Here is a 20,812-nt window from a genome sequence, read left to right on the forward strand (position 1 = left end):
CTAGGTTCGGTAGCGATCGGCGTCCAGCGCTGCGTGCCCCTCAGGCCGCTGCGCTGTGCTCCAGCGCCGTGATGCGATCCTCGCAGATAACCTGCACGGCCTGACCAAGAACCTCGACGCGCTCGCCAAGCCACGCCAGCTCCTCTTCGGTGATACGATAGTGCTTCGAATAGCGCGCCTTCACATACGCTTCCTTGAGCTTCTCGAAGCGGGATCGATCGACGCGATGATCGCGCGGCCACGCGTCGATCAGTCGCGGATCGATCCGCTCAGCCTGGGTGCGCAGAAAGCCTAAATTGTGCACATGCGGTGTGTAGAATGTGCAGACCAGTAGCACGCAGTGGTATAGGCGCTCCGCAGCTTGATGGAGCTGGAATGCGGCGTTGTTCAAGCGGCCCTGCGACAGATTAAATTGAAAGTTGTCGTAAAATTCTCCGCCGCTCGGAAACCACTCCTGAAAATACTCGCGCGCCATCGCGAGCGCCTGTGCCGGCGTCTTCGGTTTGGGCTCGTGAAAATCGGTATCTTCGCTTTGATAGAGCGCGATGCCATCGCGGGCGACATCCATAAAAAAATAGCGCCCGTGCGCCAGCCCATCATTCACCTCGGCGAGCGTGTGAACGATGAAGTTGACCGGCGTCCGCAGCGTCCGCGTCACCGCGAGTTCGCGGTTCAGCCGCTCTTCCGCTGTCGCCCAGAACTCGACCCGGTCGGTGAGCTTGTCGTTGTTGACGATCACCAGCAGATCGAAGTCGGACTGATAGCCCTTGGCGGTGTGCGGCTCGTCGATCCACCCGCCGCGCGCATAGCTGCCGTACAGGACCACCTTGAGAATGCGCGCCTGCTTCTTCCACTCCGACGTCGCGACGGCCTTCGCGTCGCCGAACTCCTCGAAGAGGATCTGCAAGACGCGTTCGAGTTCGCGCTGCTTGGCTGCAGGAAGATGATCAAGGTCGGTTCGCATGGGCGGCTATCCTATCCGAGCATGGCAGAAAAGAACAACCGCGCGGGTTACCCCGCGCGGAGGGAAGTCAGCGGAAGCGCCACCAGCGCTTTGGCTTCAAATCGAGCCGGCGCATGATGTTCAGCAGCGCCTCGGCGAACAGGCGCTCGACTTCCACAACGGTGAGGCCGGTACGCTCAGCAATTTCCTCGTAGCTGAGGTCGTCGCAGCGGACCGCGCAGAAGATTTCGCGCTGGCGGCGAGGCAGCTTGCGGATCGCACGTTCGAGCAGTTTTAGCTGCTCGGCGTCGGGATGCTTGGTCATGGGAAGTCTCCCACAGGGGCAAGGAAACCGGCGGTCTTTCGACCGCCAGCATCAGATCACGCCGCGTGACGGAGCGGCAGCGGCTCGGGCGTAACAGCGAGGCTCGCCACCTTCGCGGCGCGGATAGCGGTCGGAACCCCTCCCCGCTCGGTGTAGGCAGCAGGCGGAAACGCCATCCACTTCGGCACCCAGCGCTGGACCTGCGGGCGACCATTGGACCCATGCAGGCAATCGCGGACGATGCCGCGCTTGGCCTTGCCAGTCGCCTTCTCGTTAGAGCTGGCAACCACCTCACCCGCAACATCGGCCAGAACGCAGCCGATCACCTCGCGGTCGCGGATCAGGTCGAGCAGCGCATCGTCTACCTGCCAGACCTTGGCCATGTCGGTGCCGAGCAGCGGCCCCAGCACTTCGATGAGCGCACTCCCTACTTCGAACGCCTCACCCATGACGATTGCCGCCACGTCGAAAACCGCCGGATCGGGAAGCTGGAGCAAGCGCACGAACAGCCCTGCCAGCCCATGCTCGCCTTCATAGCCGCCGATCAGAGTTGGCGTCTCGGGATCGAACCCGAGCAACGCCAGCACCGCCCGCCGCTTCTCGTCGAACACGGCCTCCGCCGCACATCCCTCGACGCTTTCGGCAATCGCATCGCTGGCGGCACGCTGCGCCTCGACCCGGACATTCCAGAGCGACGAACCGACCACGGCATGCGCCACCATCAACCGCAGCGCGACCGAAGGATGGCTGGCAAGGTCTGCGCGCACCGCCGCGTGCCGATGCAGATCGACATAGTTCTGGATCGGTGCGCTGACCTCGGGCCGTACCGGCTTCTGGACCTGCTCCCCCTGCTCGCACTTCCGCGCGTCCTTGAGCGACACATAGCCTTCGTGGATCGCGACGTCGCCGCGCGTGCCGACCGCGATAAACACCTTGCCGCCCTTGCGCTTGGGGCAACGCTCATGCTCCCAGCTTTGAAAGGTCTCGCCGGTGGGCAGCACGATTACCTCGCGCCACCCCGCCTCACGGTAGCTTTCGGCCCTAGCCGCCACGGCAGCGGTCTGCGCCGCCCAGAAGGTCGGGCTGTCGGCAAAGTAGCGTTCGTCGCCGAACAGGTCCGAAACCACCTCGCCCGAATAGTTGGCAAGATCGAACAGCGCCGCCCTGACCGGGATCGAAGCGCCGCCAAACAGCCATGCCTTGAGCTGATGCCCGGTTGGGCAATAGACCTCGGGATCGTCCAGCGACCCCAGCCATTCGCGCTGCCGCGCCCGGCAAGCGAGAGTCAGGTGCCGCACCGTCGTCGCATCGATATCGCCCTTGCGGTACAGGTTGCGGATGCGGGGGAGCAGGTTGCCAAGCGCCAGCGTGCGCTTCACCTGCAGCTCGGTCAGCCCGAAGGTGAGCGCGATATCCTCGGGCGAGCGCCCTTCCCTGACCAGCCGCGTGAAGCTTTCCCAACGGGTCACCTCGTCCGGGTCCAGCCGCGCCAGGTTTTCGATCAGCGAGGCTTCGAGCGCCGCCGCATCGTCCCCCGCCGCCATGACCGCGCAGGGCAATTCCTCGATCCCACCGCCGTCCTGGGCCACCGCCAGCGCCGCATGGTAGCGCCGCTTGCCCGCCACGATCTCATAGGTGTCGGGACTGCCGTTCGCCCGCACGATCAACGGGACCAGCACGCCCCGCGCTCGGATCGACGGCAGGATGTTGGCAATATCCGGCCTGGCTCCTTTGGCGCGCATGTTAGCCGCCGAAACGGAGAGATTGGCGAGTGCAATGTGCTTGAGTTCCATCTTCCTTACTCCTCAAAACCACCGCAACCGGCGCCGGAATGGCGGGGGTGGGCGGCAGAAGCGAACCGGCAGTCCCGCTATAGCGGCGGGCTGCACCCGCAGGGCCGCAACACCGTGAAGGACCCGGGCGAAGCCCGGGTTGCGGCTTGCCGCCGCGGGACTAGAGGGTAGCGACGCCCACCCCCGCCAGATCGAATGCCGGAGGCAAAACGCCGCGACGCGGTAGCGGCGCGTCCGCAGCCAACACCGCGCCAGCGGTGCCGCTCCGCAGGAGCTCACAAAGCTGCTCTCTCGAATCCGGACGGCCGGCACGGCGGCGTGCGCGCGCAACCGTGCGCCAGCCGTCGCCGTGCCCCCCGGCCGGATCAAGTGCGCCACGCGGAAAACAAAAGCACTGCGGACCCTGGCGGCTTCGCAGAAGCTGTCCAGAGCACGCGCATCAGATATCGCGTTCTACTGCCCGGCATGGGGGCAGATTGGTCCCCCGGACCAATCCGACGTCAGCGATCGTCGCCCGAAGGGGCCGAGACGTGGCAAACGACTCGGGGCCGCCATTCGCGGCCTAAAACGCGGTCACGCGAAGCGTGGGACCCGCTGACACAACAGGACAAATTCGGTTCGCCTACGCGAGCCGTCCATGGGCACGCCAGTCACCGCCGATGGCCCAACTGGCCCCAACAGCGCCCTGTTCATGTCGATAGAATCTGAGCAACTTTGCCGGGGAGCACCACGCAAACGCACAGCATCCAAGGTGATACCAATGCAAACCGACCACCCCGACCGTATCCTCCGGATCAAGACGGTACTCGAACGCACCGGCCTCAGCCGCTCGACGATGTACCGCAAGATGCAAAAGGGCACATTTCCCAGGAATGTGCAGATCAGCGACCGTTGTGCCGGCTGGCGCGAGTCAGCCGTCAGCGCCTGGCTGCGCAACCCGATGTTCTACGGCAATGACGACGATTCCTCCGGTTGACGGCATTGCGCCTCGCCATCGGTGGCTTGCCGAGCAATCGGCGATGCCGACCGCCGATGTGACTCCCGGCTGCTCCTTAGGACGGCTATGTGGAGGCCGGCCAAGCCAAGTTCAGGAGGGCGGGCGGCGACTGCCGGCATCGAAGAATTTGCCGCCCTTCTCAAAACGATCAATTCTCGAAAATGCTGCCCCCTTCCGCGTCGTTACCTAAAGTGGAAGGGCTACAAACGCCTACGGAAGGGGGGCCGGCCTCTGCGCCTCTCGCCGGACGATGAGGACCACCTGTCGCGCCGGACCGTCGACGACGCTGGTTCCTTTGAGGAAGAAGCCGGCGCCGATCAAACCGTCGCTTGCTCCTACGGGAACATAGCCGCTGGCGATCGGGGCGTTCTCCGACGAGATGCGGCCGATGCTCAGGTCACCGGGAGCGACCCTAGATTTTAGCACCGTGCCGTCGGCTGCGATGCTGTTTGCCTCGGCTGCTCCCACATTCGACCGGCCCATGATCTGCTTCCAAGCCGCTTCGCTGACCTTAACCGCACCAGAATAGCCGAGATCGATAAGTAGATTTACCTTGTGGCCGTTGATGGCGGCTTCGACCTGGTTTCCCGTCAGCAGGGGCAGCCTGACGACGTCCGGCCCGTTGAGCTCGATCGATCCGCTCGACACGAGCGATAGCTGGTTCCTGTCAGGCTGGAGCATCACAGCCATGACGTTTGTGGCGTCGCCCCCCAACACTGCATCTACCTGCCTTCCAAGCGCCTGCGATATGGGGCGCAGGTCAAAGGAAATTAGCTCCCCCGTCATCGTGAACGCGTGTGGGACTTCAAGGACGGTGCTGCCGGTCCCGAACGTCGCGATTCGGGCGGTGCCGGTCAAAGCCTCGCCCGCGCGTTCACCGATCTGAATGCCTGCTTGCCGGGCAAAAATGGTGTCGACGACCGTCCGCCCGGTTCCATTGTCCAGGAGGATCGTCGCCGGCTTACCGTTCACGCGGCCTTGGAAGAGGATCAAGCCCTTCACGATCTCCATGCTTTGCGGCGCCCAGTCGCGTCCCGCGACGAGGCGTATGATCGGCGGCTTGTCCGCCGTTCGTGCGGCAGGGAGATCGGATGTCAGCCGGGGCGTCGATGACTGCCATGCGCGGGCCGGCTCGCTTGCGAGCAGAAGCAAGAGCAGGAGGCTGCGGTAGGGCGCGTTGCACCGGATCCGTTGAGGCGTCATCCCGTTGGTTCGCCGGTTCGCGCGCCCAACGCGCAGGGGTACCGCACGTCCATCGCCTTACCGAACGCATCTGAGAACTCGCGGCTCTGCCAGTACACCGGGAGGCGTTCGATATCAGCGATCATATCGTCGACCGTTAGCTTGACCTCTTTGGGCGGACAGGAGCGTGTTGGCTTGCCCGAGGCCCGTGCTTCAAGAAGCTGGCCACGGTATGCCTGTAGAGCGGCCGCGAACTCCGCCGTCAGCACTTGGATTTGCGGATCTGCTGCTGCCATCTCGGCAGAACGGGGCCTGTTGGCCGCGGGTCCTTTGGAGACGGCACGCCATTCCTCAATAAATTGTGATGCTGGCATGGCCGTTGCCGCCGTCGGCAGCCCTGCGATCGCCAGAAGCAGGTAGATTGAAAAGCGCATGTCTTGCTGCCCTTCGCAGTAAGATCGGTTCCGAGACGACGCAGAGCCGATCGGTGGTCATCAGAGGCCGGCGTTGAACGTCGCGCGGCAGTCCAAATTGCACGGCTTAGCTAAAAGCGTGCTTAGCGGTATCTAGCCGTTCTTCCGACAAATCAATATCGCTGTCTGGAGCAGACCGTCGCTTCACGACCACTTTTGGTCGTTCGGTGATGCGAAACTCACGAGTTTTGCATGAGAATATTTGGGCAAGGTAGTCTGTCTTTAATTAACAGCGAGTGCCTAACTTTCGGGCTCCATCGCGTTCCCGACCGTCAACAATTTGGTGGCGACAGGCTGCTCAGGCGTTTCAAACGGTCCCTTTGCCACGGGCAGCAGCGTCTTTTGGGCCTCCACCTTCAGGTCGCGCTTGATCAGCTCCTTGCCCAGCTTCACACGCGGGCCGGGTGCGGCGGGTGCCGACCTTACGACTTTGAATAAACCGTCGACCGCTATGTCCGGGGCCTGCCCTTTATCACCCGCGAAACTACCGTGATAAGCGAGTAGGGCAAGGCTGCTTTCTGGATCAAGTCGATTGGCCCTAACGATCGATTTCCTAGCCTCGGCGAGCCGCTGGGGGCGCTCGCCAGTGGGGGCCCGCGCCGCCAATTGGGTCAGCGCCGTACCCTTCCATACCAGCGCTCTGGTTGCCTTTGGCGATTGTGCGATCACCCTTTCGGCCGCGGCAAGACAAGGTTCGGAGTTGCCGGCGCGGCACTCTCCCTCTGCCAGCAGGAGCTGGTGTTCGATCAAGTTGGGGAAGCGAGTTGCATTCGCTCGGAGCCGTTCAAGCCAAGCGGCGCGCCGTGCTAGTGCTTTTTTGTGATCGCGGCTTTCTTTTACCGGTAGATCGATCCGCGCGCCTAACTCTAGCCGACCCTGGATCAGGCCGGCCTCGGCACGGGTCAGGCGGTAAATAACCGGCTCAGGCGCTCGCTCGGCCGGGAAGGTAATCCGTTCGGCCTCCAGCTTGCGCCCGCGGTAATTGATGACAGCCCGCTGCAGCGCTGCAGGCTCGCCAAGGGCAGTTGCCGCGCTTTTCAGGTCATCACCGCGTCCGAGCGCTTCCAGGTAAGCTTGGAGCCGTGGTTTCCATTCATCTGAAAAATAGAGAAGGTGGACTAGCCGCCATGCGTGATATGGCGTCCAGGTCCGCCCCTTTCCTGTCAGGTATCTGCCGTCCAGAACGTGGGTAATTGGATACTTGAAGTAATAGTCTTGGACTTTAAAGTAGCCTGTCGGAAGGTGGCCGTATTCCACCTCACCTTCCTTCGCGATCAGTGTAGCGAACATTTCACCAAATCCCTGCATGAACCAGCGGGGATATGCTGCCGGGAAATAGGTCATGAGGTAGTTTTGTGCGAAACCAGCGTAAAGGCGGGACTCAGCAGACTGGCAAAAGCTAATTTCGTTCTTTCGAACTTTTGACAGGAAGTCGGAAAGATCGGGTTCAGGTACTGCTCCTACTGAACTGACCTGGGTAAAGTTTCCCACAAAGCTATTCAGCGGAGAATTGCCGTCGCCCTCGCAATTACGGGGCGTTGGACCACCGTCTGACGGTTGCATAATGACGTTCACGCCGTCCTCGGTCGTGGCGAGCACCGATCCTTCCTCGCGCGGATCATAGTAGATCGTTTTTGAGAACGCCGGAGGGAACGGACCATATTGCCAGCGCAGGTCCGTCAATCGAAGCTGCTCGAACGACCCCGCATCCCCTATCATCGTCACGGCAATTTTTATCGTTTCGTCGGCAGTGTCGACGCGGCCATGAAGAGTCGAAAGCAAAAAATGAAGCTTCTCGAGATTGTGTGCGGTTTGCCGCAATGCCTTTTCGTTGCCTTGGCTAAACACCATTACGTGCGGCGTTTCGGCCACGCGCCACCTGCTCATCTCGACCTTCTTTTCGTTGGGCCGCACGCCTGTGACGATAATGGTCATTTCGCCATTTTTTACCGGTCCGTTCAATTGCGCATGCGCTGGTACACCAACGGCGATGCCGACGATGCCCAATATCCATCGTAGAACCATTGGATCCTCTCCGACCGCAATATCCTCTGAGTTCAATACATACTGGAAAGCGGCTGCGCGCAACCAGCGTTGCACCAAAGCCTGTACTTAACCAGCGCTTCACCCGGCAAAGTTATGAGGATGATTGTGTATCTGGGAAGCATGCGCTCCCCGTCGCTTTCGGCGTCTGCGATGCAAGATTCACAAGTTTTGCATCGGACCGATGGCGGTCGGAATTCCGCCATCGGTCTGATGTACAAATCTGATGCTTATGGTTCGCATGAATGGCCCAGACTAGTGGAAAACGAGGCGCCCATGGCAGATAAGAAGCGCTTACGCTCTTTGGACGAGTTTGAGCCGCCGGCCTGGCATAGGCGTGCGGCACCGAAATTCCTGACAATCCCGCTAATATTGGGAGTTGCGCTTGCCGCAACGGTCGGCGGCCTCATCGGCCTTTCGCTTTAAGCGCTAAGCGCCTTTGATAGGCGCAAGCGGATCAGGCTTTCAGCCTTCCCTTCGCGGATGGGGTGCCGCATCTTGGGAATGTCTGCAATTGGGCGTTTTCTGCCGTTCATGCGCCCGGTGGAAGCGACGCTGGAGACAAGCGTCGCTGTCCCGCAAAGGGTCCCAGTTGTGTCGGTTCTACCGATAAGGTTCGCAGGCAATCCCATCACCATCGCCATCCATGCCTTCGCGATAGCCGGGTTCACCAGAATAGATCGGTGCGGTACCGGCAGCACGGGCGTCATCGCATCCGCTCCAAAAATCACCGGCCTGTGGTTTCCTTGCCCGGGCCACTCCAGCCCATACCGCAACCGGTTTTGCAGCCGAAACCATCCGGGCTCGTCCATCCTCATCAAGAACGATGCTCCCAACTCCTAGGATGGCCCCGGCCGCGATAGCAGCGCTGAAAACCTTGATCGTCGATCTCCGGTCGCTAGTACGCTGCTTACGACGATAGTGGCTTCCCAGTTTTACCGGAACGGCTCGAAAGGGCTTTTTGAAGCTCATCCAGCGAGCCTATTAGACAACTGTAAACGACCGGTTCCTACTGCCCTCCATCGGGAACGGCGTGATGCAAAAATCAAAAGTTTTGCATCAGCGCCACGGCGCAAAGCGGCCGATCAGCTGACGGCAAATCTCGGTCGGCTTGTTGCCCCCCTCGTCGTCCCGAAGCCGGCCGTTCGAGGGCTGCCTCGGCATTCCCATAACTCCATCTCCAACCGCCCATTTTGGGAAAGCACAATTGGGAACGGGTTTTGAGAAAATGGGAGCCGCGGTTTTGCGGGCGTCGCCTCTTTTGCGCTGGCCCGGCCGGTTTTGCTCACCAGACGTTCCCAATCGGGAAAGGGAGTCGAACCACTACGGGCCATAGGTGACGGCCGCCTGCGGCGTTATCCAAATTTAACTCTTGCTTAAACTCCGTAGCATTGTTTAAGTTAGATATAAATTTGGAGGCTCACATGTCGAATCTGAGGATCGTCAAAGGCGCGCGTTATCTGACGTTGATCGTTTTGGCGTTCGCGTTGCTCGGGGTGGTGCTGAATAGCACCGGTCTGCTGGACGCCGAACGCGCCGAAGGGACCAAGATAAAATACCTCGTCGCAACCCTTCCTACAGTGTTTTACCTCGCTGCCATCTGGATGATTCAGCATGCCCATGCCGCGATCGCAAAAGGTGAGGCGGTGGAAGCGGCACTCGCTACGCTGCTGGAACACCTCGGTATCTGCCTATTCTTGGGAGGCGTCGCGAGAGTGTTCGGCGAGCTGTGGCTCGTTAGGCTGCTACTCGGCGTATCGACCAGCCAGGGAATCTTTGATGTTGCGGCAATCACCCTTGGTTGCGTCGGGCTGTTGCTGTTTGTTCTTGCACGACCGCTTCGTGACGCAGTCAGAGCGCGCGCCGAACTCGCTGAAATCCTGTAATGCCGATGCAGGTGACATTAGATGCGGTACTCGCTCGACGCGGGGTCACTGGCAAAGACGTCGCACGAGAAGTAGGCTTGAGCGAAACTCAATTATCATTGTTTCGTTCAGGAAAGGTTCGCGGCATCCGTTTTTCTACGCTTGCCCGACTGTGTCTTATCCTTGAGTGCCAGCCTGGCGAGCTGCTCAGCTACTTGCCTGATCCGCAAGACATCACTCCTACATGAAGCTAATAGGAACGGTAGCTGTCTCCCAACGCCGGGTGTTGGCGTTTCCATCATTAGGCAGGACCCAGTTTTGAGGAAGGATGGCGTTCCCAATTCTTGATCCCTTTTGGGAATCGCGGGCCATCGGTAACAATCTGCCCGCCGGTCGACGTCGATCATTCAGGAGAATTGCACACCGCCTCGATATTGATCCCGTCAGGATCGTGAACGAACGCGGCGTAGTAGTTTTCGTGGTAGCGCCGCAATCCAGGCGCGCCGTTATCAGTGCCTCCGGCAGCAAGCGCTGCGGTGTGGAACGCATCCACCTCCGCTCGCGTCCTCGCCTTGAAAGCGAAGTGGGTTGCCTCCCCGACCCGCGCGTTGCCGACGATCCAAAATAGCGGTTTGTACTGCCGGCCAAAGCCGTGGATCGTGCCCTGCGTCTTTTGCTGCTCTCCACCTTCTTCTGCCTGTTGGGGTGAGAATGTGTGGAGGAGTTTGAGGCCCAGCGGCGCCAGCGCCGCTTCGTAGAATGCCTTGGATCGTGCCGCATCCGACACACCGATATTCAGATGGTCGAGGATGGTTTCGTCGAAAGGATTCACGGTCAGGCTCCTTGATTTTGTGTGGTGGAGCTTTTGTAATGCAGGGCTACTGACAGCGTTCTGTCAGTAGTGACGGGAGCGGGAGCCCCACATGCGTCGTGCCGATCGCCTGCTGCAGATTATCCAGATTCTGCGCCGATCGACCGCGCCGGTGACGGCGGCGATGCTGGCGAGCGAACTGGAGGTCGTACCCCGGACGATCTACCGCGACATCGTCACGCTTCAAGCGTCGCGCGTGCCCATCGAAGGCGAAGTTGGCCTGGGGTATGTCCTGCGCGGCGGCTACGACCTCCCACCCCTAATGTTCCACTCTGCCGAGATTGACGCGATCGTTCTGGGTCTCACGATGGTGATGGAGCGCGGTGACGCCGGGCTGGCGCGAGGGGCGGCTGATGCCTTGGCCAAGGTGCAGGCTGTCGTCCCGCCAGATGTGCTGCAACATATTCGGATCGCCAAGCTGCTGGTTCCGCATCCGCTGGAAGACGGGGTAAGCTTCGGGGAGTATGTTCCCCTCATCCGCGCAGCCATCCGCGAAAACCGCAAGCTGCGGGTCGACTATCAGGATGCCAAAGGATCACCCACAACGCGGACGATATGGCCACTCGGGCTGTACCTCTTCAGCCATGTGACCATGATCGGTGCGTGGTGCGAGGTCCGGGGTGACTATCGCGCTTTCCGTACGGAGCGCGTCAAAAGTTGCCAACCGCTGGATGAGCATTTCAATGGACGCAATGGGGCGATGATGGCCGAGTTCGTCGCGCGCTTCCAATCCCAGCAGGCGTCGTCGCAACAGCCATGCCCGAGCGGTCCCCGGGCTGACGTCACGACAAAGCCTGCGCTTCTCGATTGACCATCCTTTTCAGGAACGTCCTCGCCCGCACGATTGTCATGCCGGATCGGGTCGCGATCGTTGGTCCTACGGCATGGTTCGAAAGGTCGCGCGGACATGCTCCACGAATATCGGCGGGTTCTCCATCGCGGCAAAATGGCCTCCGCGATCCGCCTCGGCGAAGAAGCGGAGGTCGGCGAAACGCCGCTCCGCCCATCGCTTTGACAGGCGGACCTGCTCGCCGGGAAACATGCTGACGCCCGCGGGCAGCGGCATCGGGTCGTGGACAATCCCCTGTGCCATCTCTTGTGCAGCTTCCCAGTAGAAGCGCGCCGAGCTGGGGCCTGCGTTCGGTAGCCAGTAAAGCATTACGTCGTCGATTAGATGATCGAGCGCAATGACGCGCTCGGGCCGACCGCCGCTGTCGGAGACGTCCTGAAACAGGGCGTAAATCCATGCCGCAAGCCCGATGGGCGAGTCCGCCAGCGCGAACGCGGCTGATTGCGGACGGGTGCACTGGAGCTTCATGTACGCGGAATATTCCCGGTCATAGCGCTGGGCATCGGCGAGCATCCGGCGCTCGTCAGGCGTCGCGTTCTCTACCTCCTCCAATGTCGGCTGAAACATCACCATATTGAGATGGATGCCGGAAAGGCCTGGCGCCCGCATATGGGCAAGCGCGCTTGTCACCGCCGCCCCCCAATCGCCGCCCTGCGCGAACCACCGATCTCTGTAACCCAGTCGGTGCATTAGCTCGATCCAAGCGGTCGCAGTTCGACCGACGCCCCAACCGGGTTCGGAAGGTTTGTCGGAAAATCCGAACCCAGGGAGCGATGGGATCACGACGTGAAAGGCATCGGACGCGCTGCCGCCATGCGACACCGGATCGGACAGCGGACCAATCACATCGCGGAACTCCAGGATCGAGCCTGGCCATCCATGTGTCAGAAGAAGCGGCGTGGCATCGGCCTGCGGTGAACGGACGTGCAAAAAATGGATACCTAGGCCGTCGATGACCGTCCGGCTGCTGCCCCACCCATTGAGCAAGGCTTCTGTCGCCCGCCAGTCATAGCCGTCGCGCCAGCGGTCGACCAACCGCTGAATGGTAGGAAGATCAGGCCCCTGGCGTCGATCCGTCGCAGTGCCGGCATCTGGCCAGCGAGTGCCCCGCAGCCGGTCGCCAAGGTAAGTCAGGTCGGCGTCCGGCACCCGGATTGGGAACGCTGTGACGGTGTCGCGACCGGTCGGATTGCTTCTGTTCATGACATTCTTTCGTTTGCAGTTCGAAAGAAGGATAGTCGTCGCCGATGGTCACGTTTAGATGGTCAAACCGCGACCGGTGTTGCAGATGTTGCAACGATGATGGATCTTACCGATCTCCGCGCCTTCGTTCGGATCAGCGATCTGATGAGCGTCTCTGCCGCAGCGCGCGCCTTGGGATTGCCCAAATCACGCGTCAGTCGCGCCCTTTCCCGGCTCGAGCAGCAAGTCGGTGCTGTGCTTCTGGAGCGCTCGACCCGGCATATGCGATTGACAGATGCCGGGACATTGTTCCGACCACACGCCCTGCGTATCCTCGCAGATGTGGACGAGGCCGGCGCGGCGCTCGACGGTCTTTCTGGCATGCCAAGCGGCACGCTGCGCATCAGCCTGCCCTTCACGATCGCAACCGCACTGGTCGCACCGATGCTGCCCCAGTTCATGGCGGCATTTCCGCAAGTGCGCGTGGTTCTGACCATTGATGACCGCGTAATCGACATGCCTGCCGAGGTCGTAGATATGGTCATCAGAGTCGGTCCGTTGACCGACAGCGATCTGATCGCGAAACGTCTACTGACTTCGCAAACGTGGCTTTGCGCCAGCTCCGACTACTTCGCGGCGCGCGGGATACCGTTGTGCGCTGCCGATCTGAGGACTCATGCCCTAATCGACTATACTGATCGGCCGGTGGTATATTACGACAACACCGGGGGCGTCGCCGAATTCTCACCGACCCTGATGATATCCGACGCCGCCGCGATGCTACCTTCAGTATTAGGTAGCGCAGGCATTGCTCGGCTGCCGGACTTCCTTGCGAAGTCTCATGTCCATGATGGTCGACTTGTTCGTCTTTGGCCTGACGGTCCTACCCATCAGGTTGTGATCCACGCCCTATATGCAAGCCATCGCGCTTTGTCGGCGAAGGTTCGCGTGTTCATTGAAGCCTTGGCTAAGGCGGCGAAAACGAACGCGAACAATTGAACGGGTATCGCTTGTGGCATGATGCTTCACGGGTCAGGCTGTAGTCCCAAAACCGGATCCAAATTGGGAAATGAGCCACAGGGGGGGTGAAACGGTTGCGACGTCGACCATCCCGCGCACTCACCACGGCGGAGCCGTGTTCAACGCCGCGCGACGGCTGAAGGGCGATCGTCCGCATAACCGTGGCCGCTCATCTACCGTGAGCGGCTTTCTGATAACGGCCGGAATCCAACCCCAAGCATGGTTTCAAACAGCTCATCGACTTGAGCTTGGTTGTGGGCCGCAGTCGTGGCATAGGACGATGATAACATCGCTGGATCGGAAACTGAATGGCGATCTCAATTACACTCCTAATCACAGCTCTTTTAGCAGCTGATTGCGAAAGTATTCCAGGAAGTAACACGTTGTGGTCCAGTCCATCCATAAATTGGCTATTTATCGGGGAGGATCACGGAACTAACGAAGAGCCCGAGGCCTTTGGGGATATCATCTGCGGCGCGTCTATATCGCGAAAAGTCCTAGTAGCGGTGGAGCAACCTGCCTCGGAACAGTCCGCAATCGATACGTTTCTTACCTCCAACGGCGGCGCCGCTGCCCGCGACGTGTTCCTAAAAAGCGCTATATGGACAAACACCTTCAAAGACGGCCGCTCCAGTCAGGCGCAATTTCGCCTCTTTGAGCGCTGGCGCACAATGTACTCCCGCGGAAAGATTGCCGGCGTAATAGCGTTCCAGCCCGTCACCGCTGTTGCCAGTGCAGCCGAGTACGAGGCTGCGATGGCTGGAGAACTAAAGCGTGCTTCGCGGCCCGATCATCTTGTGATCGCACTAGTTGGTAATGTTCATGCTATGCGGACCAAAGTTTCGTATTCAAACCCGTCCTATATGCCAGCAGCCGGCCTACTTCCGAGGAAACAGACGGTCAGTGTCACGTTCGAAAGGAGCGGCGGGGAGCAATGGGCCTGCGCATCTATGACTGAATGCGGTGTCATTTCCTCCCCCGCTCCGGCTACCCCAGTGCCCGCAGGGACCCGGATTGAACCCGACGGTACATCTAGCTACTCGGCAGTCCTGTATCTTGGAAAACTCACCAGCGCTTCACCTCCTCAGCCAACTCCATTATTAGATCGCCGCTGATCGTGCGCGCACCCCGAAGCGATTAACCGTAAATATCGCACTAGATTTAGCGAGAGTCCGAGCGTTTCGGTGGCGCCTATATCCGATGCAGCCCGCGTGCTGCCAGTGCGAGCAGAACCTCAGAATACCATCCTTTTGGGAAAGGCGGCGCGTCCGCAGATTCTTTTGCTACCGTAGGGTTCGACGAGGCTGAGCGCTTTGACACCGTGCGTCATCGCCAAGCGGTTGAGGCGGCCCGGAATTCGTGAGCATCGCCACCAACAACCGGGTGACCCGTCGATAATATCGAGCGAGCGATCACGGGGCGGCTAGTGGGCGGGTGGTAGTCGCCCCGGCGGGTTGCTGTCCGCAGCCGAGGCGACGCCCCGCCCGCCGTAGGCCAACCATGTGACGAGAATGCTTCGGTTTGACGCCAGCAGCAACGCCAGCCGGATTTGATTTGGCGGCGATCCCGGCTTGTCGGGGATCCTATCGCGGCCAAAGTGACGCCGGGGCGCATTAGTTCCGACCTGCGGCGGGAACAGCGGGACCGCTAGCCGATCGCCGGTCATAGAGGTCGGAATCGCATTGCGTTTGGGTAGCGGGATTTTGTACCGTCAGGAAGCAGCCCGCGGGTGGCTCGACGGTGGCAGCCATGACAGGAGGCAGAAATGGTCCGGTCCGATTTAGTCCTGGCAATCGCGCGCGACAATCCAGACTTAACCTTTGGTGATGCGCAAAAGGTCGTGGACGTCTTTTTCAACCAGATCGTGCTGGCCTTAGCTGGCGACGGACGTGTCGAAGTGCGCGGCTTCGGTACATTTGTCACCCGTTCCCGTGCTGCCCGCGAGGGTCGAGATCCTCGTACGGGCCAGACTGTATCGATATGCGCGAAACGCGTCCCATTCTATAAGCCGAGCAAGGAATGGAGAGGGCGCCTATCTGGATCGATTGGCCAATTTGCTGCAATAGAACCCCGCCGATGGCGAAAGCCTCGCGCGACGCGAGATTAATGGTGATCGGCGAGCCCGATGCTTGTTAGCCACACAAATTGACATTGCTTCGGTTCAGACCGGCCGAAAACCAGCGAGGTTCCTGGTCTTCCTATGGCTTATGGTCTCTGTGGTAATCGAGCCCGACAGAAGCCGCTTAGCGCCCGAGCGGGAACGAACCACGGTCGCAATAAGCCTAGCCTGGATCGGGAGAAGCCAGCCGATTTGCCGAAAAAGTCGACAACTAAAAGCCTGCCGCGTTACGCTGGATCTTGGGTTGCCGTTCCCGCCAATCGGTCCGCAGCTTCCGCTATGCGCACCTTGGCTTTCGCGGCGACGTATTCCTCTCGGTCAGCCAGGGCGTCATACGCTTCGGCAGATCGCAGGTTTCGATCACGCACGTTGGCTAGGTTCGATGACGCAGCGGATGCGCGAGCATCATTGGCGCTCTCCCGATTGGATTTAGTGGCCATGGCCGTTGCTCCCTGAGTTTGTTTGCGGTCCGGGCTTAATGAGGCTGATTTCCTTGGCCAGCTAGCACCACCTATTTTGTGCAGCTTTTCCGCGGGCTACAGACTGGGTCCCTTTGGGCTCAGCACCACTCCTTTTCGTCACTATTGGGGGGCGGGAGTAAGGCCCCGTGCTGCCCTCCCTGCGGTTGCAGTGCGCTCTGCTAGAGCAACCGCGAACTTGCCCGGCCCCGCCAAACGCTGATGGAGATAGTTGGCGTCGAATCCCGCGATGCGGGCCATCTCCGCCGGCCGCAATATCGTCAGCCACCCGCGGCCGAGATCCATCACCCCGGCTTGGCGCAACTCCTTCACTGTGCGATTCACGTGTACCGGCGTGAGGCCCAGCGCGTCGGCCAGAACCAACTGAGTGAGTGGCATTTCACACCTGTTGTGGCTCGCCAAGCCGACATCGCGCATGCGAATATACAGCTCGCACATCAGGTGCGAGACCCGTTCAATAGCCGTTCTTCGTCCCATGCTGACGACCCAGGCGCGAAGCACGCCGGTATCGACCAACTGGGCCCACCAAAAGGCTCGGGTAATCGTAGGCCGCGCCTCGACCAGCGCCTGCATCTTCGCTCGCGGAAGTGTGGCTACCTTGGTCCGGGTCAGGGTAACGATGTTATGATCCATCGCCTCGAGCACCGCGATATGGATGTCGCAAAAATCGCCCGGCATCATAAAGGTCATTATCTGGCGGGAGCCATCTGGCAGAAGCTTGTACCGGCAGGCCCAGCCTTCGAGTATCACGAATACGGGGTCGGGCCGATCGCCTTCGCGGATGAGATGATGGCCCGCTCGTAATGTTCGAACATTTTGGCATGCAGCGGCGAGCAGCCGCTCATCCTCGTCGTTGAGTCGGCCGTACCCACGCAGCCGGTCAGAAAATGCATTGGTCATGCCGAGCTCCCCTGCACACGTTTTATCGCGCTCGCCGAGGCAGGAATAAACATAGATTAGTGCGGATGGGGGCAGAGTCCGGAAATCTTGCCGCGCATCTGACGCAGTGCGGGGCAATGAGCGATTATTGGAGCCAGCTGCGCGCCGGCGGTAGGGCGGGCTTCGCTTGGCTGCTGTCCGCACCCGTACTCAGCCCAGTATCGGTGAAGCAAGCGCCCCACCCGCCTACAGGTGAGCGAGCCGACGAAACATGTCGGTAACGTCCGCCGCAGCGAACGGCTTGTCAAAAACTACGCTCGACGGCTTGCGAGGATAGCACTGACTGGGTGTTGCCGTGATGAAGATAACCGGAATTTCGCCTAGTTCCGATATGATGGTGCGCACAGCGCAGGGACCGGTCCCAGCCGTCAAAATGACATCCGACAGGATGATGTCGGGTTTGTGGTCGTGCGCTGCCAGTACCGCCTCGTTTTCCGTGAAAGCGATGGCAACAGAGGTAGCGCCCGCGTCCTCGGCAAGCAGTGCGAGATATTCAGCGATTACCCATTCGTCCTCGATGATCAGCGCATGACACATGGTCATGATACCAGGCGCGGCGGGGTCGGCTCGCCAACGTCGGTTCGCAGCGACGTCGCGATGCTCGACAGCAACGCATGCGACCGCCACATCGGCGCGCCCGCCCCGTCCGCCGCCTCCGCCAGATCAAACTGAACGTCAACCGCACGGTCAACGATCTCAATCGCTTCGAGATTGGTCAGGACGGATTTCTCGCAGAGCCCGTGAATCAGGCTTTCGGCGAGCAGCAGTGCGGCCTGCCCATGCCCATCGGGGGTGGCAGTATTCCGTATCGGATGGTTGTCGTTGGACGGCATTGAAACGCCTTTTGTACAAGCTGGAGCACGCGATCAGTCGGCCGCTTACGCTTGGTGAAGCTTGCCGACGGTAGCGGTTGGATACCCCATCCCGTCCTGTACGTTCGCAACATACAACAACTTTCGACAATAACTTTCGTCAATGTCTATCGAATAACGTCACCTCAACTCCTGACCTGCCGTTTGGTTCGATCCGATCGAAATTATTGTCCGAAGCGAGCCTGAATGGCGCACGGAAACGATCCAAGTCGTGACACACCCATTTATTTGCCTACCGAAAATCGGCGCCTCGACCGCTTCTTCGCAGTCGCAACATCTTATAAATCCCTGACAATAATTTTACTTATTATCATTTGCTGAAAGAAGGCGCTATGCCATCAGAATGATCAATCCGTTCACCCAGAAACTAAGCGGATTGGCCGAGCTGACGGACGACGATGTCGCTGCGCTCGAAAAAGCCGTTTCGCGCCAGCGCCAGTATGTTGCTCGTCACGACCTGATCCGGGAGGGCGATGAGCCGGGTCCGATGTTCGTCATTCTTGAGGGCTGGGCGTGCCGCTATAAAATCCTGCCCAGCGGAGCGCGGCAGATCATGGCGTTCCTGATGCCGGGCGACGCCTGCGATCTGCACATCAGGCTGCTGGCAGAGATGGACCATAGCATCCAGGTCATCACCCCCGCCAAGGTTGCCACTGTCTCCAAGGAGGAGATGCAGGCGATGATGGCGGCGCATCCTAACATCGCCCGGGCGATGTATTCTGCGCAGCTCGTCGATGAGGGGATCATGCGCGCATGGATCGTCAGCATGGGGCGCCGCAGCGCCGCCGAGCGCGTCGCGCATCTGATCTGCGAGCTTTACCTGCGTGCCCACACGATCGGTTCGACCGGCAATGGCGAGTTCGATCTGCCGCTGTCGCAAACGATACTGGCCGACGCATTGGGTATGACGGCGGTTCACATCAACCGGATCCTGAAGGAGCTACGGCTGTCGGGCGCTATGGCGCTCAAACGCGGCAGCGTCATCATATCGGACCCGGTCAAGCTAGTGCAAATCGCCGGGTTCGATGAGAACTATCTTCATCGTCGGTTGCGTCAGGCCGTTTAGGCGTACCCCGCGTGTGCCGAGATCGACTGACAGCGCGCTATACGCTGTAGCCAAAGTGGCATGGTGCTCATGGCGCGACCAAGGAGCTTAAGGTGCCGAAATACAATATCGAGACAAGAAACGCCTCCCATGTATGGGACACGTTCAGCATCGAGCTTCCGGATCATACGGCGGCGCGGGGGGAGGCTGCGAAGTTTGTGGGCAACCTGCTCCAAGAGCATGCCGACAAGATTTGGATCGACCAAGAGTGGCAGATCGACGTGACCGACGAGGCGGGTCTCATTCTCTACGTGATGAACCTGAGTGTGATGCAATCCGCGGCTACACAGCCAGACGAAAGCAATTCCGGCAACTAAGCCGGCGGCGACGCCGAGGTGCCGTCTCGACCATCAGCCTTGTTAAAAGGACCTGACTAGGCCTGTCAGCCGGCGTTAACTCGGCCAGCATATCTATCTGTGATGGACAAAAAACCAAGCCTGGACCCATTCCCCATGTTGCGGCCCCTGGATTGGTCGCCCCCGTTAGAAACGCTCGCTAAGGCTTGCTCTCTATGCGGCAACCCCCTGATTGTGCGAGAGGGAATGTTCAGCGACAACTTTCCCGTATGCTCCGAATGCGACGCCCTTCGAACCGCAGTCTCTCCTACACTGACTCAAGCGGCACGGTCGCGCCCACTCTTAACGATCGACAGCATCTCAGGCAGTTGATGGTATTTACGATGGCACCTCCGCTTCAGATAGACGTTTTGTTGTCTATTTACAGGTATTTACCGAGCTTGCGTGGCTACCGTAGGGGTCACCATCGTCAAGCCAGGATCGCTGGTATTCAGGGCTTTTTGGCGGCACGGTGAAAACATCACTTACATTTGGTCCCACACTTTCTGTCGGCTTCAATGGGCTGCCTTGGACCTAACTGGGTCACTAGTTACCCTTTTTTGATCATAACCAACAATCGACGGTCTGCGCCTTACCGATAAAATTTTGTGGAAGAACGACTGGCTCTGGGCCGGAAGCGGACTAGCAGGTCTCGGACGACCTGAGTTGCAAAGCAGACGCTCATCATGCGTTGTCGTCGCCGGCCGCGCTTCAGTATGGGCCAGATCCGCTGATTGTCCTGACAAATATCGCGCTACCACCTTGTCGAAGAAAACCCTTCTCTATTGCGGCGGCAGAGCCTTAGCTTGTATTGGGGCGCGGTCGACAAATCGGTAGCCACGACGCGGGCTACCCACCCCAAGTTGAGCACGATGACGATCGCGTGTGTGCTGACGGGGCGCACGCAACGGACAACGAAGGGCGGCACACTACGGGCGAATAGCTGGGATGGCTTGGACCTACACACGGCGAAATGGGAGGCTGTCGCTTCGGCGCTCGGCAAAACCGTCCTGTTCGAACCGTGGACCGCGTCGGATCTTGAAGAGTTGCTCACCCGCCCTGAAACAATCGACTCGGTCGATTATTGGTTCGGTGGGTTCGAGTGGTCGCCGTCATGGCTCCCAACCCAGTGTCAGCGGACCGTCGCCGCGCTCGAAAATCTTGTCGTGGCCACCGGGGCAGACACGCTACCGATCGAAAAATCGGCGAGCGCGCTGCTGAGTGAGTCCGAAGCCAGTGCGTGGAGCGTTCGAAGCCAGTGCACACGTCTTACGATGTCGCGGCTTCTCCCGTACATGGTAGCATGCGCAGATGAACTCCGATCCCGACGGTTGGCTGGGTCGAGATTTAGGTACATTACAGATACATTAAAGCCAGCGATTATTCTTTGTAATATCGCATGTTTGCGGACGGTGCGCG

General features: G+C 59.9%; 20 protein-coding genes. 8 read left to right on the top strand and 12 right to left on the bottom strand.

What is annotated here, in order from left to right; translation table 11 throughout:
- Positions 1 to 40: 40 nt before the first annotated feature.
- The 3 genes from NMP03_RS06205 to NMP03_RS06215 form a co-directional block, all read right to left on the bottom strand.
- The gene (locus NMP03_RS06205) at positions 41 to 964 is read right to left on the bottom strand and encodes a nucleotidyltransferase and HEPN domain-containing protein (RefSeq protein ID WP_256507620.1); all 924 of its coding nucleotides are present in this window, start codon (positions 962 to 964) and stop codon (positions 41 to 43) included.
- 67 nt (positions 965 to 1,031) lie between these two features.
- Positions 1,032 to 1,268, bottom strand: coding sequence for an RNA polymerase sigma factor (locus NMP03_RS06210; RefSeq protein WP_256507621.1), 237 nt, complete (start codon positions 1,266 to 1,268; stop codon positions 1,032 to 1,034).
- A 56-nt stretch (positions 1,269 to 1,324) separates the two neighbouring features.
- Positions 1,325 to 3,061 (bottom strand): ParB/RepB/Spo0J family partition protein, encoded by a 1,737-nt coding sequence (locus tag NMP03_RS06215; RefSeq protein WP_256507622.1) that lies wholly within the window; start codon positions 3,059 to 3,061, stop codon positions 1,325 to 1,327.
- Positions 3,062 to 3,821: 760 nt separating this feature from the next.
- Between NMP03_RS06215 and NMP03_RS06220 the strand changes: the two genes are divergently transcribed.
- Positions 3,822 to 4,037 (top strand): helix-turn-helix transcriptional regulator, encoded by a 216-nt coding sequence (locus NMP03_RS06220; protein WP_256507623.1) that lies wholly within the window; start codon positions 3,822 to 3,824, stop codon positions 4,035 to 4,037.
- 231 nt (positions 4,038 to 4,268) lie between these two features.
- On the opposite strand, the gene NMP03_RS06225 is transcribed toward NMP03_RS06220, so the two are convergent.
- The 4 genes from NMP03_RS06225 to NMP03_RS06240 all read right to left on the bottom strand — a co-directional run bounded on the left by NMP03_RS06225 (position 4,269) and on the right by NMP03_RS06240 (position 8,728).
- On the bottom strand, positions 4,269 to 5,069 hold the full coding sequence (locus NMP03_RS06225) for an aspartyl protease family protein (protein ID WP_256507624.1): 801 nt from the start codon (positions 5,067 to 5,069) through the stop codon (positions 4,269 to 4,271).
- 188 nt (positions 5,070 to 5,257) lie between these two features.
- Positions 5,258 to 5,674, bottom strand: coding sequence for a hypothetical protein (locus NMP03_RS06230; RefSeq protein WP_256507625.1), 417 nt, complete (start codon positions 5,672 to 5,674; stop codon positions 5,258 to 5,260).
- Between the two features lie 279 nt (positions 5,675 to 5,953).
- Positions 5,954 to 7,813 carry a tetratricopeptide repeat protein gene (locus NMP03_RS06235; RefSeq protein WP_256507626.1) on the bottom strand — a complete coding sequence of 620 codons (1,860 nt, stop codon included), beginning with the start codon at positions 7,811 to 7,813 and terminating at the stop codon, positions 5,954 to 5,956.
- 546 nt (positions 7,814 to 8,359) lie between these two features.
- A complete protein-coding gene (locus tag NMP03_RS06240; RefSeq protein WP_256507627.1) occupies positions 8,360 to 8,728 on the bottom strand; it encodes an excalibur calcium-binding domain-containing protein in 369 nt (122 codons plus the stop codon).
- Between the two features lie 452 nt (positions 8,729 to 9,180).
- Between NMP03_RS06240 and NMP03_RS06245 the strand changes: the two genes are divergently transcribed.
- The gene (locus NMP03_RS06245) at positions 9,181 to 9,642 is read left to right on the top strand and encodes a hypothetical protein (protein WP_256507628.1); all 462 of its coding nucleotides are present in this window, start codon (positions 9,181 to 9,183) and stop codon (positions 9,640 to 9,642) included.
- A 5-nt stretch (positions 9,643 to 9,647) separates the two neighbouring features.
- Positions 9,648 to 9,869: a helix-turn-helix domain-containing protein gene (locus NMP03_RS06250; RefSeq protein ID WP_256508039.1), complete on the top strand. Its 222-nt coding sequence runs from the start codon at positions 9,648 to 9,650 to the stop codon at positions 9,867 to 9,869.
- Positions 9,870 to 10,024: 155 nt separating this feature from the next.
- On the opposite strand, the gene NMP03_RS06255 is transcribed toward NMP03_RS06250, so the two are convergent.
- Positions 10,025 to 10,453, bottom strand: coding sequence for a VOC family protein (locus NMP03_RS06255; protein WP_256507629.1), 429 nt, complete (start codon positions 10,451 to 10,453; stop codon positions 10,025 to 10,027).
- Positions 10,454 to 10,544: 91 nt separating this feature from the next.
- On the opposite strand from NMP03_RS06255, the gene NMP03_RS06260 reads away from it, so the two are divergent.
- Positions 10,545 to 11,303, top strand: coding sequence for a helix-turn-helix transcriptional regulator (locus tag NMP03_RS06260; protein WP_256507630.1), 759 nt, complete (start codon positions 10,545 to 10,547; stop codon positions 11,301 to 11,303).
- A gap of 66 nt (positions 11,304 to 11,369) precedes the next feature.
- Here NMP03_RS06260 and NMP03_RS06265 read toward each other — a convergent pair whose 3' ends face one another.
- Entirely contained in the window at positions 11,370 to 12,545 is a 1,176-nt protein-coding gene (locus tag NMP03_RS06265) for an epoxide hydrolase family protein (RefSeq protein ID WP_256507631.1), read from the bottom strand.
- 96 nt (positions 12,546 to 12,641) lie between these two features.
- On the opposite strand from NMP03_RS06265, the gene NMP03_RS06270 reads away from it, so the two are divergent.
- Positions 12,642 to 13,523, top strand: coding sequence for a LysR family transcriptional regulator (locus tag NMP03_RS06270; protein ID WP_256507632.1), 882 nt, complete (start codon positions 12,642 to 12,644; stop codon positions 13,521 to 13,523).
- 1,786 nt (positions 13,524 to 15,309) lie between these two features.
- Complete coding sequence (locus NMP03_RS06275; protein ID WP_256507633.1) at positions 15,310 to 15,651, top strand: HU family DNA-binding protein; 342 nt, start codon at positions 15,310 to 15,312, stop codon at positions 15,649 to 15,651.
- 593 nt (positions 15,652 to 16,244) lie between these two features.
- Here the strand turns inward: NMP03_RS06275 and NMP03_RS06280 are convergent.
- The 3 genes from NMP03_RS06280 to NMP03_RS06290 all read right to left on the bottom strand — a co-directional run bounded on the left by NMP03_RS06280 (position 16,245) and on the right by NMP03_RS06290 (position 17,914).
- The gene (locus NMP03_RS06280) at positions 16,245 to 17,042 is read right to left on the bottom strand and encodes a Crp/Fnr family transcriptional regulator (protein ID WP_256507634.1); all 798 of its coding nucleotides are present in this window, start codon (positions 17,040 to 17,042) and stop codon (positions 16,245 to 16,247) included.
- A gap of 225 nt (positions 17,043 to 17,267) precedes the next feature.
- Positions 17,268 to 17,624: a response regulator gene (locus NMP03_RS06285; RefSeq protein WP_256507635.1), complete on the bottom strand. Its 357-nt coding sequence runs from the start codon at positions 17,622 to 17,624 to the stop codon at positions 17,268 to 17,270.
- A complete protein-coding gene (locus NMP03_RS06290) occupies positions 17,621 to 17,914 on the bottom strand; it encodes a hypothetical protein (protein ID WP_256507636.1) in 294 nt (97 codons plus the stop codon). The genes NMP03_RS06285 and NMP03_RS06290 overlap by 4 nt, the downstream gene beginning before the upstream one ends.
- A gap of 382 nt (positions 17,915 to 18,296) precedes the next feature.
- Here NMP03_RS06290 and NMP03_RS06295 point away from each other — a divergent pair, with 382 nt between their 5' ends.
- Together NMP03_RS06295 and NMP03_RS06300 are read left to right on the top strand one after the other, a co-directional pair.
- Positions 18,297 to 19,019 carry a Crp/Fnr family transcriptional regulator gene (locus NMP03_RS06295; RefSeq protein WP_256507637.1) on the top strand — a complete coding sequence of 241 codons (723 nt, stop codon included), beginning with the start codon at positions 18,297 to 18,299 and terminating at the stop codon, positions 19,017 to 19,019.
- A gap of 92 nt (positions 19,020 to 19,111) precedes the next feature.
- On the top strand, positions 19,112 to 19,375 hold the full coding sequence (locus NMP03_RS06300; protein ID WP_256507638.1) for a DUF6894 family protein: 264 nt from the start codon (positions 19,112 to 19,114) through the stop codon (positions 19,373 to 19,375).
- Positions 19,376 to 20,812: the final 1,437 nt, after the last annotated feature.

It is taken from the genome of Sphingomonas qomolangmaensis (assembly GCF_024496245.1).
Classification (GTDB): Bacteria; Pseudomonadota; Alphaproteobacteria; order Sphingomonadales; family Sphingomonadaceae; genus Sphingomonas; species Sphingomonas qomolangmaensis.